Annotated in this window: 1 protein-coding gene; it reads right to left on the bottom strand. The window is 56.5% G+C overall.

Annotated elements, in window-relative coordinates:
* Window positions 1–150 precede the first annotated feature (150 nt).
* Window positions 151–18,615, bottom strand: coding sequence for a LapA family giant adhesin (locus ACA065_RS00670; RefSeq protein WP_497692890.1), 18,465 nt, complete (start codon window positions 18,613–18,615; stop codon window positions 151–153).
* Between the last annotated feature and the right edge of the window lie 317 nt (window positions 18,616–18,932).

Here is an 18,932-nt window from a genome sequence, read left to right on the forward strand (position 1 = left end):
GAAACCCTCGAAAATGAGCCACACGCGTTCACCAGCATAGGTCAATGGTGTGTGTATGGCCGCGAGTATGCGATGCAACTGCCCGCCAGGGCCAGCAACGCATCAGCCAAATAAATCGGCCGCCCGAGTGGGCGGCCGATCCAGTGCGTCTTAGGCGGTGTGATCGATCTTGATGGTCGGGTCGGCACCACTGATCAGCGAGTTGATGCTGGTGTGGGACCAATCGTTGCCTTCCAGCTTGATCGTCACATCGGCATTGGCCAGGCCGCCGGCGGTGTTGAGCTTGCCTTCAGTACTGACTTGCAAGGTCGACACGCCATCTACCGTGGTGATCTTGAGGAAATTGTCGATGGTGCTGTCCGTCTCACCTTTCAACAGATCCTTGAGATCAATCCGGTCGCCTTCCGAGGCCTTGAAGTCTTTGATCACATCGTTGCCCAGGTCGCCCGCCTTCCACACGAAGGTGTCGGCCCCTGAACCACCGATCAGGATGTCGTTGCCCGGCCCGCCGATCAGGGTGTCGTTACCGGTGCCGCCCAGCAGGATGTCATTGCCTTTGCCGCCGTCCAGGTAGTCATTACCGCCCTGGCCGAACAGGATGTCATCGCCTGCGCCGCCGAGCAGCGTGTCGTTGCCGTCTTTGGCGCCGGATACGTCGAAGTCGGCGTAGTGCTCCGTGACGTACTGGTGCACGTTCGAGGTGGTCACCGCCGAGACGGCGACACCGGTTTTCTGTGCAACAAAGGCCTGCAGCGCGTTGTAACCCTCACCGGTGATACCGCTGAAACTCACGAGGTCGCCGAAGATGATGTCGTTGCCGTCGCCACCGCTGATGGTGTCGGCGCCTGGCAGCGTTGCTTCGGTGTGGCCGAGAATCGCGTTGGCCAGATCTTTAGGGTCGATGTTGCTTTGCGGCTTGCCATCGCTGTCGTACGGCTTGAGGTCGTTGAGGGTGACGTCGCTGTTGATGCCGATGGCTTCCACTTGCGACAACCCACCCAGCAACGCAAAGGCGCTTTTGGCGTTGCTCAGCGTCGCCGAGTCGGTGCTGTAGCCCGTACCGTTCAGGTTGGACAGCTCGTAGGTGCCGTCACCTTGGGCATGAAGGGTGCCCAGCGTGTTGGCGACCCAGCGCGAGCCATTCCAGGTTTGCAGTTGCGCCGAACCCGAGGAGTCGATGCTGAAGTAGTGGGTGTTATCCAGATACTTGCCGAACGTTGTGCCCAGTGTGTAGTTGGACGTGGTCACCAAGTCGTCCAGCTTCACGTTGTAAATCGTCGGGTTGGACTGCTCGCCGCTCTGGTAGTACGTCGGCTGGCCGTCGGTGATGAAGTAGGTCAAGTTGGTGGCGCCGGTGTTGCCGGTGGCCAGGCCGCTCTGGAAGAAGTTGGCCGTGGTCTTGAACACGTCTTCATAGTTGGTGCCGCCGCCCGACACCATCGAGTCCAGCACGGATTTGAGCAAGGTCAGGGCGTTTTGATCGTTGAGGTTGATCGCCACCGACTTGTTCACCTGGGTATCGAAGTCCGCCAGGAAGATGTTCACCGTGCCGGACGTGTTGGCGCCCAGGCTGTCTTTGAGCGAGTTGAACACCGAGGTCAGCGAAGCCTTGGCCGCGTTGATCGACGCGGTGCTCATGCTGCCGGAACTGTCCACCATGAACGCGATGTTGTAGTTCTTGCCCTGCACCACGTTGAGGCCGCCGATGTCGGCCACGACGATGTCGTTGCCATCACTGCCAGTGATGGCGTCGCTGCCCGAGGTGCCGGTGATCGAGCTGTAGGTGGCTGGGTACACCGTCACCGGCAATTGCGCGGTGGTGACGGCCGAGCCGCCAAGGCTTTCGGTGGAGGTCGACGTCACGGTCAGGTTGAACTGGCCGCTGTAGTAGGTCGGCGGCTTGATGGTCAGGGTGTTCAAGTCCCAGCCCGTGACGTTGACTTCGCCCACGGTTTTAGTCGCGGTAAAAGTGTGCCCGGAGGCATCGGTGAGCACCGAGCCTGCCGGTACGCCGCTGATCTTCACGCTCAGGGTTTCCGAGCCGTCGGTGTCGGTCAGCGCGGTAGTCACCTTGGACAGCTTCACGGTGCCGTTTTCCTGGCCTTCGTTGAGCTTGTAGCCCACGTAGTAACCGTCACCGTTGCTGCCATGCAGGTCGGACACGGTCACGCCGGCGTTGGTCAGGTCAGTGATGCCGGTATACAGCGGCACACCACTGGTGCTCAGGTCTGTGGCCGGTGCGCCGTTAACCGACAGGTTGACGTCATAGCTGCCGGGGCCGGACTGGTTGGCGTGGTAAATCTCGAGGCTGTAGTAGCCGCTCACGGTCGGGGTGATCGAGCCGCTGAACTTGCCGCTGTTGGTGCCCCATTGCGCGCTGGCCACGTCTTTGCCGCCGACGTTGATCACCAGGCTGTCATCGCCGGTGCCGCTGAAGGTGTAGGTCTTGCCGGCTTCCATGTAGATCAGGCCGGAAATCTTCGAGCCTGCACCGGCGGCGACGTTGGCACTGGACTCGACGTTGGTCACGACGCCGCTGCTGTTCGGTGCACCGGCGTTATCAATGGCTTTTTTCAGGTCGGCTGCTGACGCGCCGTTACCGTTGCTGCCGATGCCTGCGATGCTGTTCCAGCTTTGCTTGAGCAAACCGACCGAATTGACGTTGTTGTCAGCCACATTCAGGGTCGGAGCGTCAGCCACCGGTGTGATATCGACTTTCACCGTGGCGCTGGTGCCCAGATCCTTGCCATCCGTAGGCTGGAACTTGAACTGCGCGTAATCGGCCTGCTTGTTGCCAATACCGGTGCCGCCATAACCGTCGGCGCCAGACTCGTTGGCGTTCGGCATGAAGCGCAATTGGCCGCCGTCAATCTGGGCCTTGGTGAACGTCTGGCCCGCAGTCACGTTGGTCCAGGTGGTGCCATCCGCCGCCAGATACTGCAGCTTGCCGGCCACCGGCAGGTCGGTGATTTTCACGCCCAGGCTGGCTTGTGGCGAGTCCACGTCAGTCACGCCGAAGTTAGCCCAGGTCAGGGCCAGCGGCGTGTCTTCGGTGCCGGTCACGGCGCTGCCGGTTGCCACTGGCGCATCGTTGACCGCGACTACGTTGACCGTGGTAGTAGCCACGTTGGAGTAATTGCCGCCATCGGTCACGGTCACGGTGATGGTCCGTGGCGTGGTGCTCGGGTCGTGGCTGTTGTTGGTGAACGTGATGTTCTGGATGCGCTGCATGTAGTCAGCCAGCGTCGCGCTGCCCGACAACGTCAGGGTGATCGTACCCGTCTGGTTGTTGGTGCTGACGATGATGCCATTCACGCTGTTGCCCAGGTTCAGGGCATCACCGGCTTGCGCGTTGGTCAGGGTGATCGTCGCGCCGCTCAGCATTGTGCTGTCCGGGTCGGTGATCTTGATATCGGTGTCGGCAATCGACACGCCCGGGCCGCTGGTGCCTTCGGTGAAGGTCACCTTGTAGTCGGCACCGGTGGCGCCGCTGGAATTGTTGGCGTCCAGGTCGATGACCGGCGGCGCATCGTTGTCGATGATGTTGGTGGTGACGCTGCCTTTGCCGATCACCAGGTTCTCGAAGTTGCCACCTGTGGTCTTGTCGATCGTGATGACAAGGCTTTCCGTCGGCTCAGTGATCTTGTCGTCAATCGTGCGGACATCAAACGCCACGCTGCTTGCGCCGGCCGGGATTTTCACGGTGTACACGCCGGTGAAATCCGAACCGTCAGTCGCGGTGCCGCTGTACTTGAGCGTCACGGTCACATCGGTTTGCGCCGGGTTGCTCAGCGTCAGGGTGTAGTGCGCCGTGCCGCCTTCAGTCACCGACGCATCGCCGGTGATGTTGACGGTAGTGTTGTCGATCGAATCAGTAATCGAAGTGACTGCGGATTTAGGATCGGTAACCAGGTTCTCGAAGTTACCGCCGACGGCTTTGGTGATCGTGGTGCTGATGGTGGAACTGTTGTTGTAGACGTCGTTTGCCGGGGTGTGGAACACCGTCGAGCCTGCGGAGTCGCCGGCCTTGATGGTGATGGTTTGGCCGTTGCTCAGCGTGACGGTGACGTCGGTCTGCGCTTTGTTGGTCAAGGTTGCGGTGTAGGTGATATTGCCGCCTTCAACGACCGATGCTTTGTCGGCAGTCAGGGAAACCGTGGTGTTATCGATCGAATCGGTAATCGAAGTGACGGCTGCTTTCGGATCGGTTACCAAGTTCTCGAAGTTGCCGCCCGCGGTTTTGGCGATCGTGGTGCTGACGGTCGAGCCGTTGTTGTAGACGTCGTTGGCTGGGGTGTGGAAAACCGTCGAGCCTGCGGAGTCGCCGGCTTTGATGGTGATGGTTTGGCCATTGCTCAGCGTGACGGTGACGTCGGTTTGCGCCTTGTTAGTCAAGGTTGCGGTGTAGGTGATATCGCCGCCTTCAATTACCGAGGCTTTATCGGCAGCCAGGGAAACCGTGGTGTTATCGATCGAGTCGGTAATCGAAGTGACGGCCGCTTTCGGATCGGTGACCAAGTTCTCGAAGTTACCGCCTTCAGTCTTAGCGATCGTAGTGCTGACGGTGGAACCGTTGTTGTAGACGTCGTTCGCTGGAGTGTTGAACACAGTCGAACCGACGGTTTCACCGGCTTTGATAGTGATCGTCTGGCCATTGCTCAACGTTACAGTGACGTCGGTCTGCGCCTTGTTGGTCAAAGTGGCGGTGTAGGTGATATCGCCGCCTTCAATTACCGAGGCTTTATCGGCAGTCAGGGAAACTGTGGTGTTGTCGATCGAGTCGGTAATCGAAGTGACGGCCGCTTTCGGATCGGTTACCAGGTTCTCGAAGTTACCGCCTTCAGTCTTAGCGATCGTAGTGCTGACGGTGGAACCGTTGTTGTAGACGTCGTTAGTCGGGGTGTGGAAAACCGTCGAGCCTGCGGAGTCGCCGGCTTTGATGGTGATGGTTTGGCCATTGCTCAGCGTGACGGTGACGTCGGTTTGCGCTTTGTTGGTCAAGGTCGCGGTGTAGGTGATATCGCCGCCTTCAACTACAGAGGCTTTGTCGGCGGTCAGGGAGACGGTGGTGTTATCGATCGAATCGGTAATCGAAGTGACGGCTGCTTTCGGATCGGTGACCAGGTTCTCGAAGTTGCCGCCCGCTGTTTTGGCGATCGTGGTGCTGACGGTCGAGCCGTTGTTGTAGACGTCGTTGGCTGGGGTGTGGAAAACCGTCGAGCCTGCGGAGTCGCCGGCTTTGATGGTGATCGTTTGGCCGTTGCTCAACGTGACGGTGACGTCGGTTTGCGCTTTGTTGGTCAAGGTTGCGGTGTAGGTAATGTCGCCGCCTTCAACCACCGACGCTTTATCAGCAGTCAGAGAAACTGTGGTGTTGTCGATCGAGTCGGTGATGGTGGTTTCAGCCGCTTTTGGATCGGTGACCAAGTTCTCGAAGTTACCGCCTTCGGTCTTCGCGATCGTAGTGCTGACAGTCGAACCGTTGTTATAGACGTCGTTGGCTGGAGTGTTGAACACAGTCGAGCCTGTAGTCTCACCGGCTTTAATAGTGATCGTCTGACCGTTCGAAAGCGTAACGGTGACGTCAGTTTGGGCTTTGTTGGTCAAGGTTGCGGTGTAGGTAATGTCACCGCCTTCAACGACCGACGCTTTATCAGCGGAGAGCGAAACCGTGGTGTTGTCGATCGAGTCGGTGATGGCTGTTTCAGCCGCTTTCGGATCGGTCACCAGGTTCTCGAAGTTGCCGCCTTCGGTCTTCGCGATGGTGGTGCTGACAGTCGAACCGTTGTTGTAAACGTCGTTGGCCGGTGTGTTGAACACGGTCGAGCCGACAGTTTCACCGGCCTTGATCGTGATGGTCTGGCCATTGCTCAGCGTGACGGTGACGTCGGTTTGCGCCTTGTTAGTCAAGGTTGCGGTGTAGGTGATGTCACCGCCTTCAACCACCGACGCTTTATCCGCAGTCAGAGAAACCGTGGTGTTGTCGATCGAATCGGTGATGGCTGTTTCAGCCGCTTTCGGATCGGTGACCAAGTTCTCGAAGTTACCGCCTTCGGTTTTGGCGATCGTGGTGCTGACGGTCGAGCCGTTGTTGTAGACGTCGTTGGCTGGGGTGTGGAAAACCGTCGAGCCTGCGGAGTCGCCGGCTTTGATGGTGATGGTTTGGCCGTTGCTCAGCGTGACGGTAACGTCGGTTTGCGCTTTGTTGGTCAAGGTTGCGGTGTAGGTGATATCGCCGCCTTCAACTACAGAGGCTTTGTCGGCGGTCAGGGAGACGGTGGTGTTATCGATCGAGTCGGAAATCGTGGTTACGGCTGCTTTCGGATCGGTTACCAAGTTCTCGAAGTTGCCGCCCGCGGTTTTGGCGATCGTGGTGCTGACGGTCGAGCCGTTGTTGTAGACGTCGTTGGCTGGGGTGTGGAAAACCGTCGAGCCTGCGGAGTCGCCGGCTTTGATGGTGATGGTTTGGCCGTTGCTCAGCGTTACGGTGACGTCGGTTTGCGCTTTGTTGGTCAAGGTGGCGGTGTAGGTGATATCGCCGCCTTCAACTACCGAAGCCTTATCTGCAGTCAGGGAAACTGTGGTGTTGTCGATCGAGTCGGTGATGGTGGTCTCAGCCGCTTTCGGATCGGTGACCAAGTTCTCAAAGTTACCGCCTTCGGTTTTGGCGATGGTGGTGCTGACGGTGCTGCCGTTGTTGTAAACGTCGTTGGCTGGGGTGTTGAACACTGTCGAGCCGACAGTTTCACCCGCTTTGATAGTGATCGTCTGGCCATTCGAAAGCGTGACGGTGACGTCAGTTTGCGCTTTGTTGGTCAAAGTCGCGGTGTAGGTGATGTCACCGCCTTCAACCACCGATGCTTTATCAGCGGTCAAGGAAACCGTGGTGTTGTCGATCGAGTCGGTGATGGCTGTTTCAGCCGCTTTCGGATCGGTGACCAGGTTCTCGAAGTTACCGCCTTCGGTCTTCGCGATGGTGGTGCTGACAGTCGAACCGTTGTTGTAAACGTCGTTAGCCGGTGTGTTGAACACGGTCGAGCCGACAGTTTCACCCGCTTTGATGGTAATGGTCTGGCCATTCGAAAGCGTGACGGTAACGTCGGTCTGCGCTTTGTTGGTCAAGGTCGCGGTGTAGGTGATATCGCCGCCTTCAACCACCGATGCTTTATCAGCAGTCAGAGAAACCGTGGTGTTGTCGATCGAATCGGTGATGGCTGTTTCAGCTGCCTTCGGATCGGTGACCAAGTTCTCGAAGTTACCGCCTTCGGTTTTGGCGATCGTAGTGCTGACAGTCGAACCGTTGTTATAGACGTCGTTGGCTGGAGTGTTGAACACCGTCGAGCCTGCGGAGTCGCCGGCCTTGATGGTGATGGTTTGGCCATTGCTCAACGTGACGGTGACGTCGGTCTGCGCTTTGTTGGTCAAGGTCGCGGTGTAGGTGATGTCACCGCCTTCAACCACCGATGCTTTATCAGCGGTCAAGGAAACCGTGGTGTTATCGATCGAATCGGTGATGGCTGTTTCAGCCGCTTTCGGATCAGTGACCAGGTTCTCGAAGTTACCGCCTTCGGTCTTCGCGATGGTGGTGCTGACAGTCGAACCGTTGTTATAGACGTCGTTGGCCGGGGTGTTGAACACGGTCGAGCCGACAGTTTCACCGGCCTTGATGGTGATGGTTTGGCCGTTGCTCAGCGTCACGGTGACGTCGGTTTGCGCTTTGTTGGTCAAGGTTGCGGTGTAGGTGATATCGCCGCCTTCAACGACCGATGCTTTGTCGGCGGTCAGGGAGACTGTGGTGTTATCGATCGAGTCGGTAATCGAAGTGACGGCCGCTTTCGGATCAGTGACCAAGTTCTCGAAGTTACCGCCTTCGGTCTTCGCGATGGTAGTGCTGACGGTGGAACCGTTGTTGTAGACGTCGTTGGCTGGAGTGTTGAACACAGTCGAGCCTGTGGTCTCACCGGCTTTAATAGTGATCGTCTGACCGTTCGAAAGCGTGACGGTGACGTCAGTTTGCGCCTTGTTGGTCAAAGTCGCGGTGTAGGTGATATCGCCGCCTTCAACGACCGAGGCTTTATCAGCGGTCAAGGAAACCGTGGTGTTATCGATCGAGTCAGTGATGGCTGTTTCAGCTGCCTTCGGATCGGTAACCAGGTTCTCGAAGTTACCGCCTTCGGTCTTCGCGATGGTGGTGCTGACGGTTGAGCCGTTGTTATAGACGTCGTTGGCTGGAGTGTTGAACACAGTCGAGCCTGTGGTCTCACCGGCTTTAATAGTGATCGTCTGACCGTTCGAAAGCGTCACGGTGACGTCTGTTTGCGCTTTGTTAGTCAAAGTCGCGGTGTAGGTGATATCGCCGCCCTCAACCACCGATGCTTTATCGGCAGTCAGGGAAACCGTGGTGTTGTCGATCGAATCGGTGATGGCTGTTTCAGCCGCTTTCGGATCGGTAACCAGGTTCTCGAAGTTACCGCCTTCGGTCTTCGCGATGGTGGTGCTGACAGTCGAACCGTTGTTATAGACGTCGTTGGCCGGGGTGTTGAACACGGTCGAGCCGACAGTTTCACCGGCCTTGATGGTGATGGTTTGGCCGTTGCTCAGCGTCACGGTGACGTCGGTTTGCGCTTTGTTGGTCAAGGTTGCGGTGTAGGTGATATCGCCGCCTTCAACGACCGATGCTTTGTCGGCGGTCAGGGAGACTGTGGTGTTATCGATCGAGTCGGTAATCGAAGTGACGGCCGCTTTCGGATCGGTGACCAAGTTCTCGAAGTTGCCGCCCGCGGTCTTGGCGATGGTGGTGCTGACAGTCGAGCCGTTGTTGTAGACGTCGTTAGCTGGGGTGTGGAAAACCGTCGAGCCTGCGGAGTCGCCAGCTTTGATGGTGATGGTTTGGCCGTTGCTCAGCGTCACGGTAACGTCGGTCTGCGCCTTGTTAGTCAAGGTTGCGGTGTAAGTGATATCGCCACCTTCAACTACCGATGCTTTATCAGCGGAGAGCGAAACCGTGGTGTTGTCGATCGAGTCGGTAATCGAAGTGACGGCCGCTTTCGGATCGGTCACCAGGTTCTCGAAGTTACCGCCTTCGGTCTTCGCGATGGTGGTGCTGACAGTCGAACCGTTGTTATAGACGTCGTTGGCCGGGGTGTTGAACACGGTCGAGCCGACAGTTTCACCGGCCTTGATGGTGATGGTTTGGCCGTTGCTCAGCGTCACGGTGACGTCGGTTTGCGCTTTGTTGGTCAAGGTTGCGGTGTAGGTGATATCGCCGCCTTCAACGACCGATGCTTTGTCGGCGGTCAGGGAGACTGTGGTGTTATCGATCGAGTCGGTAATCGAAGTGACGGCCGCTTTCGGATCAGTGACCAAGTTCTCGAAGTTACCGCCTTCGGTCTTCGCGATCGTAGTGCTGACGGTGCTGCCATTGTTGTAAACGTCGTTGGCTGGGGTGTTGAACACGGTCGAGCCGACAGTTTCACCGGCCTTGATGGTGATGGTTTGGCCGTTGCTCAGCGTTACGGTGACGTCGGTTTGCGCCTTGTTGGTCAAGGTTGCGGTGTAGGTGATATCGCCGCCTTCAATTACCGAGGCTTTATCGGCAGTCAGGGAAACCGTGGTGTTATCGATCGAATCGGTAATCGAAGTGACGGCTGCTTTCGGATCGGTCACCAGGTTCTCGAAGTTGCCGCCTTCGGTCTTCGCGATGGTGGTGCTGACCGTGCTGCCGTTGTTATAGACGTCGTTGGCTGGAGTGTTGAACACAGTCGAACCTGTGGTCTCACCGGCTTTAATAGTGATCGTCTGACCATTGCTCAACGTTACGGTGACGTCGGTCTGCGCCTTGTTCGTCAAGGTCGCGGTGTAAGTGATATCGCCGCCTTCAACTACTGACGCTTTATCGGCACTCAGAGAAACCGTGGTGTTATCGATCGAATCGGTGATGGTGGTCTCAGCCGCTTTCGGATCGGTGACCAAGTTCTCAAAGTTACCGCCTTCGGTTTTGGCGATAGTTGTGCTGACCGTGCTGCCGTTGTTGTAGACGTCGTTGGCTGGGGTGTTGAACACGGTCGAGCCGACAGTTTCACCGGCTTTGATAGTGATCGTCTGGCCATTACTCAACGTTACGGTGACGTCGGTCTGCGCCTTGTTCGTCAAGGTCGCGGTGTAAGTGATATCGCCGCCTTCAACTACTGACGCTTTATCAGCAGTCAGAGAAACTGTGGTGTTGTCGATCGAATCGGTGATGGCTGTTTCAGCTGCCTTCGGATCAGTTACCAAGTTCTCGAAGTTACCGCCTTCAGTCTTAGCGATCGTAGTGCTGACGGTGGAACCGTTGTTGTAGACGTCGTTGGCTGGAGTGTTGAACACAGTCGAGCCTGTGGTCTCACCGGCTTTAATAGTGATCGTCTGACCGTTCGAAAGCGTGACGGTGACGTCAGTTTGCGCCTTGTTGGTCAAAGTCGCGGTGTAGGTGATATCACCGCCTTCAACGACCGATGCTTTGTCAGCGGAGAGCGAAACCGTGGTGTTATCGATCGAATCGGTGATGGTGGTTTCAGCCGCTTTCGGATCGGTAACCAGGTTCTCGAAGTTGCCGCCTTCGGTCTTCGCGATGGTGGTGCTGACAGTCGAACCGTTGTTATAGACATCGTTGGCTGGAGTGTTGAACACGGTCGAACCGACGGTCTCACCGGCTTTAATAGTGATCGTCTGACCGTTGCTCAGGGTCACGGTGACGTCGGTCTGCGCCTTGTTCGTCAAGGTCGCGGTGTAAGTGATATCGCCGCCTTCAACTACTGACGCTTTATCGGCACTCAGAGAAACCGTGGTGTTATCGATCGAGTCGGTGATGGTGGTTTCAGCCGCTTTCGGATCGGTAACCAGGTTCTCGAAGTTGCCGCCTTCGGTCTTCGCGATGGTGGTGCTGACAGTCGAACCGTTGTTGTAAACGTCGTTGGCCGGTGTGTTGAATACCGTCGAGCCTGCGGAGTCGCCAGCTTTGATGGTGATGGTTTGGCCATTGCTCAACGTTACGGTGACGTCAGTTTGCGCTTTGTTGGTCAAAGTCGCGGTGTAGGTAATGTCACCGCCTTCAACGACCGACGCTTTATCAGCGGAGAGCGAAACCGTGGTGTTGTCGATCGAGTCGGTGATGGCTGTTTCAGCCGCTTTCGGATCGGTGACCAAGTTCTCGAAGTTACCGCCTTCGGTCTTCGCGATCGTAGTGCTGACAGTCGAACCGTTGTTATAGACATCGTTGGCTGGAGTGTTGAACACAGTCGAACCTGTGGTCTCACCGGCTTTAATAGTGATCGTCTGACCGTTCGAAAGCGTGACGGTGACGTCAGTTTGCGCCTTGTTGGTCAAAGTCGCGGTGTAGGTGATATCACCGCCTTCAACGACCGAGGCTTTATCAGCGGTCAAGGAAACCGTGGTGTTATCGATCGAATCGGTGATGGCTGTTTCAGCCGCTTTCGGATCGGTGACCAGGTTCTCAAAGTTACCGCCTTCGGTTTTGGCGATAGTGGTGCTGACGGTGCTGCCATTGTTGTAAACGTCGTTGGCTGGGGTGTTGAACACCGTGGAGCCTACGGTTTCACCGGCCTTGATGGTGATGGTTTGGCCATTGCTCAACGTTACGGTGACGTCGGTCTGCGCCTTGTTGGTCAAAGTCGCGGTGTAGGTGATATCGCCGCCTTCAACTACAGAGGCTTTGTCGGCGGTCAGGGAGACGGTGGTGTTATCGATCGAGTCGGTAATCGAAGTGACGGCCGCTTTCGGATCGGTCACCAGGTTCTCGAAGTTACCGCCTTCGGTCTTCGCGATGGTAGTGCTGACGGTGGAACCGTTGTTGTAGACGTCGTTGGCTGGAGTGTTGAACACAGTCGAACCGACGGTTTCACCGGCCTTGATCGTGATGGTCTGGCCATTGCTCAGCGTGACGGTGACGTCGGTTTGCGCTTTGTTAGTCAATGTCGCGGTGTAGGTGATATCGCCGCCTTCAACGACCGAGGCTTTATCAGCGGTCAAGGAAACCGTGGTGTTATCGATCGAATCGGTGATGGCTGTTTCAGCTGCCTTCGGATCGGTGACCAAGTTCTCGAAGTTACCGCCTTCGGTCTTCGCGATCGTAGTGCTGACAGTCGAACCGTTGTTATAGACATCGTTGGCTGGAGTGTTGAACACAGTCGAACCTGTGGTCTCACCGGCTTTAATAGTGATCGTCTGACCGTTCGAAAGCGTGACGGTGACGTCAGTTTGCGCCTTGTTGGTCAAAGTCGCGGTGTAGGTGATATCACCGCCTTCAACGACCGAGGCTTTATCAGCGGTCAAGGAAACCGTGGTGTTATCGATCGAATCGGTGATGGCTGTTTCAGCCGCTTTCGGATCGGTGACCAGGTTCTCAAAGTTACCGCCTTCGGTTTTGGCGATAGTGGTGCTGACGGTGCTGCCATTGTTGTAAACGTCGTTGGCTGGGGTGTTGAACACCGTGGAGCCTACGGTTTCACCGGCCTTGATGGTGATGGTTTGGCCATTGCTCAACGTTACGGTGACGTCGGTCTGCGCCTTGTTGGTCAAAGTCGCGGTGTAGGTGATATCGCCGCCTTCAACTACAGAGGCTTTGTCGGCGGTCAGGGAGACGGTGGTGTTATCGATCGAGTCGGTAATCGAAGTGACGGCCGCTTTCGGATCGGTCACCAGGTTCTCGAAGTTACCGCCTTCGGTCTTCGCGATGGTAGTGCTGACGGTGGAACCGTTGTTGTAGACGTCGTTGGCTGGAGTGTTGAACACAGTCGAACCGACGGTTTCACCGGCCTTGATCGTGATGGTCTGGCCATTGCTCAGCGTGACGGTGACGTCGGTTTGCGCTTTGTTAGTCAATGTCGCGGTGTAGGTGATATCGCCGCCTTCAACGACCGAGGCTTTATCAGCGGTCAAGGAAACCGTGGTGTTATCGATCGAATCGGTGATGGCTGTTTCAGCTGCCTTCGGATCGGTGACCAAGTTCTCGAAGTTACCGCCTTCGGTCTTCGCGATCGTAGTGCTGACAGTCGAACCGTTGTTATAGACGTCGTTGGCTGGAGTGTTGAACACAGTCGAGCCGGTGGTCTCACCGGCTTTAATAGTGATCGTCTGACCGTTCGAAAGCGTGACGGTGACGTCAGTTTGCGCCTTGTTGGTCAACGTCGCGGTGTAGGTGATATCACCGCCTTCAACGACCGATGCTTTGTCAGCGGAGAGCGAAACCGTGGTGTTATCGATCGAATCGGTGATGGTGGTTTCAGCCGCTTTCGGATCGGTGACCAGGTTCTCGAAGTTGCCGCCCGCGGTCTTGGCGATGGTGGTGCTGACAGTCGAACCGTTGTTGTAGACGTCGTTCGCCGGAGTCTGGAACACGGTCGAGCCGACGGTTTCACCGGCCTTGATGGTGATGGTTTGGCCATTCGAAAGCGTGACGGTAACGTCGGTTTGCGCTTTGTTAGTCAATGTCGCGGTGTAGGTGATATCGCCGCCTTCAACCACGGAGGCTTTATCAGCAGTCAGAGAAACCGTGGTGTTGTCGATCGAATCGGTAATCGAAGTGACGGCCGCTTTCGGATCGGTCACCAGGTTCTCGAAGTTGCCGCCTTCGGTCTTCGCGATGGTGGTGCTGACAGTCGAACCGTTGTTATAGACGTCGTTGGCTGGAGTGTTAAACACGGTCGAACCGACAGTTTCACCAGCCTTGATGGTGATGGTTTGGCCGTTGCTCAGCGTTACGGTGACGTCGGTCTGTGCCTTGTTAGTCAAAGTCGCGGTGTAAGTGATATCACCGCCTTCAACGACCGACGCTTTATCAGCGGAGAGCGAAACCGTGGTGTTGTCGATCGAGTCGGTGATGGCTGTTTCAGCTGCCTTCGGATCGGTAACCAGGTTCTCGAAGTTGCCGCCTTCGGTCTTCGCGATGGTGGTGCTGACAGTCGAACCGTTGTTGTAAACGTCGTTGGCCGGTGTGTTGAACACGGTCGAGCCGACAGTTTCACCGGCTTTGATAGTGATCGTCTGGCCATTACTCAACGTTACGGTGACGTCGGTCTGCGCCTTGTTCGTCAAGGTCGCGGTGTAAGTGATATCGCCGCCTTCAACGACCGATGCTTTGTCAGCGGAGAGCGAAACTGTGGTGTTGTCGATCGAGTCGGTGATGGTGGTTTCAGCCGCTTTTGGATCGGTGACCAAGTTCTCGAAGTTACCGCCTTCGGTCTTCGCGATCGTAGTGCTGACAGTCGAACCGTTGTTATAGACGTCGTTGGCTGGAGTGTTGAACACAGTCGAGCCTGTAGTCTCACCGGCTTTAATAGTGATCGTCTGACCGTTCGAAAGCGTGACGGTGACGTCAGTTTGCGCTTTGTTGGTCAAAGTCGCGGTGTAGGTGATATCGCCGCCTTCAACCACCGATGCTTTATCAGCAGTCAGAGAAACCGTGGTGTTATCGATCGAATCGGTGATGGCTGTTTCAGCCGCTTTTGGATCGGTGACCAAGTTCTCGAAGTTACCGCCTTCGGTCTTCGCGATGGTGGTGCTGACAGTCGAACCGTTGTTATAGACGTCGTTCGCCGGGGTTTGGAAAACCGTGGAGCCGACAGTTTCACCCGCTTTGATGGTAATGGTCTGGCCATTGCTCAGCGTGACGGTAACGTCGGTCTGTGCCTTGTTAGTCAAAGTCGCGGTGTAAGTGATATCACCGCCTTCAACTACTGACGCTTTATCGGCAGTCAGGGAAACCGTGGTGTTATCGATCGAATCGGTGATGGTGGTCTCAGCCGCTTTCGGATCGGTGACCAAGTTCTCGAAGTTGCCGCCTTCGGTCTTCGCGATGGTGGTGCTGACCGTGCTGCCGTTGTTATAGACGTCGTTGGCTGGAGTGTTGAACACAGTCGAGCCTGTAGTCTCACCGGCTTTAATAGTGATCGTCTGACCGTTCGAAAGCGTAACGGTGACGTCAGTTTGGGCTTTGTTGGTCAAGGTTGCGGTGTAGGTAATGTCACCGCCTTCAACGACCGACGCTTTATCAGCGGAGAGCGAAACCGTGGTGTTGTCGATCGAGTCGGTGATGGCTGTTTCAGCCGCTTTTGGATCGGTGACCAAGTTCTCGAAGTTACCGCCTTCGGTCTTCGAGATGGTGGTGCTGACCGTGCTGCCGTTGTTATAGACGTCGTTGGCTGGAGTGTTGAACACAGTCGAACCTGTGGTCTCACCGGCTTTAATAGTGATCGTCTGACCGTTCGAAAGCGTAACGGTGACGTCAGTTTGGGCTTTGTTGGTCAAGGTTGCGGTGTAGGTAATGTCACCGCCTTCAACGACCGACGCTTTATCAGCGGAGAGCGAAACCGTGGTGTTGTCGATCGAGTCGGTGATGGCTGTTTCAGCCGCTTTTGGATCGGTTACCAGGTTCTCAAAGTTACCGCCTTCGGTTTTGGCGATGGTGGTGCTGACGGTGCTGCCATTGTTGTAAACGTCGTTGGCTGGGGTGTTGAACACCGTGGAGCCTACGGTTTCACCGGCCTTGATGGTGATGGTTTGGCCATTCGAAAGCGTGACAGTGACGTCAGTTTGCGCTTTGTTGGTCAAAGTCGCGGTGTAGGTGATATCGCCGCCTTCAACGACCGATGCTTTGTCAGCGGAGAGCGAAACTGTGGTGTTGTCGATCGAGTCGGTGATGGTGGTTTCAGCCGCTTTTGGATCGGTGACCAAGTTCTCGAAGTTACCGCCTTCGGTTTTGGCGATGGTGGTGCTGACCGTGCTGCCGTTGTTGTAGACGTCGTTGGCTGGGGTGCTGAACACGGTCGAGCCGACAGTTTCACCGGCCTTGATGGTGATGGTCTGGCCATTGCTCAACGTTACGGTGACGTCGGTCTGCGCCTTGTTGGTCAAAGTTACGGTGTAGGTGATATCGCCGCCTTCAACGACCGAGGCTTTGTCGGCAGTCAGAGAAACCGTGGTGTTGTCGATCGAGTCGGTGATGGCTGTTTCAGCCGCTTTTGGATCGGTGACCAAGTTCTCGAAGTTACCGCCTTCGGTCTTCGCGATGGTGGTGCTGACCGTGCTGCCGTTGTTATAGACATCGTTGGCTGGAGTGTTGAACACGGTCGAGCCAGTGGTCTCACCGGCTTTGATAGTGATCGTCTGGCCGTTGCTCAGCGTGACGGTGACGTCAGTTTGCGCCTTGTTAGTCAAAGTCGCGGTGTAAGTGATATCACCACCTTCAACCACCGACGCTTTATCAGCAGTCAGCGAAACCGTGGTGTTATCGATCGAATCGGTGATGGTAGTTTCAGCCGCTTTCGGATCGGTTACCAAGTTCTCAAAGTTACCGCCTTCGGTCTTGGCGATGGTGGTGCTGACAGTCGAACCGTTGTTATAGACATCGTTGGCTGGGGTGTTGAACACCGTGGAGCCTACGGTTTCACCGGCCTTGATGGTGATGGTTTGGCCATTGCTCAACGTGACGGTGACGTCGGTCTGCGCCTTGTTGGTCAAGGTCGCGGTGTAGGTGATGTCACCGCCTTCAACCACCGATGCTTTATCAGCGGTCAAGGAAACCGTGGTGTTATCGATCGAATCGGTGATGGCTGTTTCAGCCGCTTTCGGATCGGTGACCAGGTTCTCAAAGTTACCGCCTTCAGTCTTCGCGATGGTGGTGCTGACGGTGGAACCGTTGTTGTAGACGTCGTTGGCTGGAGTGTTGAACACAGTCGAGCCGGTGGTCTCACCGGCTTTAATAGTGATCGTCTGACCGTTCGAAAGCGTGACGGTGACGTCGGTTTGCGCCTTGTTAGTCAAAGTCGCGGTGTAGGTGATATCGCCGCCTTCAACCACCGACGCTTTATCAGCAGTCAGAGAAACCGTGGTGTTATCAATCGAATCGGTGATGGTGGTCTCAGCCGCTTTCGGATCAGTTACCAGATTCTCAAAGTTACCGCCTTCAGTTTTGGCGATCGTAGTGCTGACGGTTGAGCCGTTGTTATAGACGTCGTTCGCCGGAGTCTGGAACACCGTGGAGCCGACAGTTTCACCCGCTTTGATGGTAATGGTCTGACCATTCGAAAGCGTGACGGTAACGTCGGTCTGCGCCTTGTTAGTCAAAGTCGCGGTGTAGGTGATATCGCCACCTTCAACCACCGACGCTTTATCAGCAGTCAGAGAAACCGTGGTGTTGTCGATCGAGTCGGTGATGGTGGTCTCAGCCGCTTTCGGATCGGTAACCAAGTTCTCAAAGTTACCGCCTTCAGTTTTGGCGATGGTAGTGCTGACAGTCGAACCGTTGTTATAGACGTCGTTAGCCGGAGTCTGGAACACCGTCGAACCCACGGTTTCACCGGCTTTAATCGTGATCGTCTGGCCATTCGAAAGCGTGACGGTAACGTCGGTTTGCGCTTTGTTAGTCAAGGTTGCGGTGTAGGTGATGTCACCGCCTTCAACCACCGACGCTTTATCCGCAGTCAGGGAAACCGTGGTGTTATCGATCGAATCAGTAATCGTAGTAACCGCAGGCGTAGTGCTCGGCACCAGGTTTTCAAAGTTGCCGCCGCTTGCGCCGGTAATGGTCGTGCTGACCGTGGATCCGTTGTTGTAGACGTCGTTAGCCGGGGTATCCACGACCACCGTACCCACCGACTCCCCGGCCTTGATCGTAATCACCGAGCCATTGCTCAACGTGACAGTCACCGGCGTCTGCGCCGGGTTGGTCAGGGTGGCGGTGTAGGTGATCTGACCGCCTTCGGTCACCGTCTCGCCCGCCGTCAGGGTGACGGTGGTGGTGTCGATGGTGTCGGTAATCTGAGTCACGGCCGGATTAGGGTCGATGGTCAGCACCAGGTTGTTGCCGCCGGTGGTGCCGGTGACGGTAACGCTGATCTGGCTTGGATCAATGTACGGGCTGTCGTTCGGCGCCAGCGGTACGTTGACGGTGCCGGTGGTTTGGCCGGCAACGATGGTGATCACCGCGCCGTTGGACAGGGTGATGTTCAGGTTGCTGGTCGGCGCCTGGGTCACGGTGGCGGTGTAGGTCAGTACGCCGCCGGCTTCGGTGATGGTCGGGGTCGCGCTCAAGGTCAGGGTTGAGGCCTGCAACACCAGGTTGCCCGTTTCGGTGGAGCCTTGGGCGCCCGCGAGTTGGGTTTGTGTCGAGGTGGCCTGGCCCAGAGGGCCGGTCGGGAAGCCGATGGTCGGGTCGACGCGGCCGGCAGTCGCATCCAGCACTACGAAGCTGTGGCCGCCGCCTGCAGCACCATTACCGGCAGCGGTTGCGCCTGCGGCGGTGGCTTCCAGGTCGGTGGTTGGGTCGGCACCGGCGGCGATGGCTTGCTGCAGCTCGGCAACGGACGGCGCGGCTTGCTCGGTGGCTGCTGCCAGGTCGAGGCTGGAGTCCGGGAGATCGGCGCTCCACTGGGTATCCCGACCCAGGTCCAGCGTGCGTCCATCAGCCAGTTCCAGGCTGACCGCGCCGGACATGCCGGTGTCGATCTGGTCGCCCGCGAACAGGCGATCACCTTCAACCAGGACGCGGCGTGCCCCTTCCGGAGAAATAACGAAAACTTGACCAACAATGCTTTTGACGATGGCAACAACACTGCTCATTAAAATTTTCTCCGGCGTTCCGTTCTGATGAAATCCATGTGGCAGCCCAAGTTAGGGCGCCAGACAGGAGGGGCGTAGTCTATGGTGTTAATGGCGTCAAATAATTGGCTAGAATTTTTCGCGATCTAGTTTATGCCAAACTATTGACCTTCTGGTCGCCATCCTAAACAATCGCCTCCGTAATGTCACATTGATATTTATGCGGCGAACCGTCCTACATGTGTGAAGCAGTTCCGCTTTTTGACCTTTCCGACGTACGGTCATTACGGTAGCCATTATCCGACTCAGCGAGGCCAATCGCTGTGATTTGAGACAAG

This window comes from Pseudomonas sp. LBUM1640, from assembly GCF_059716225.1.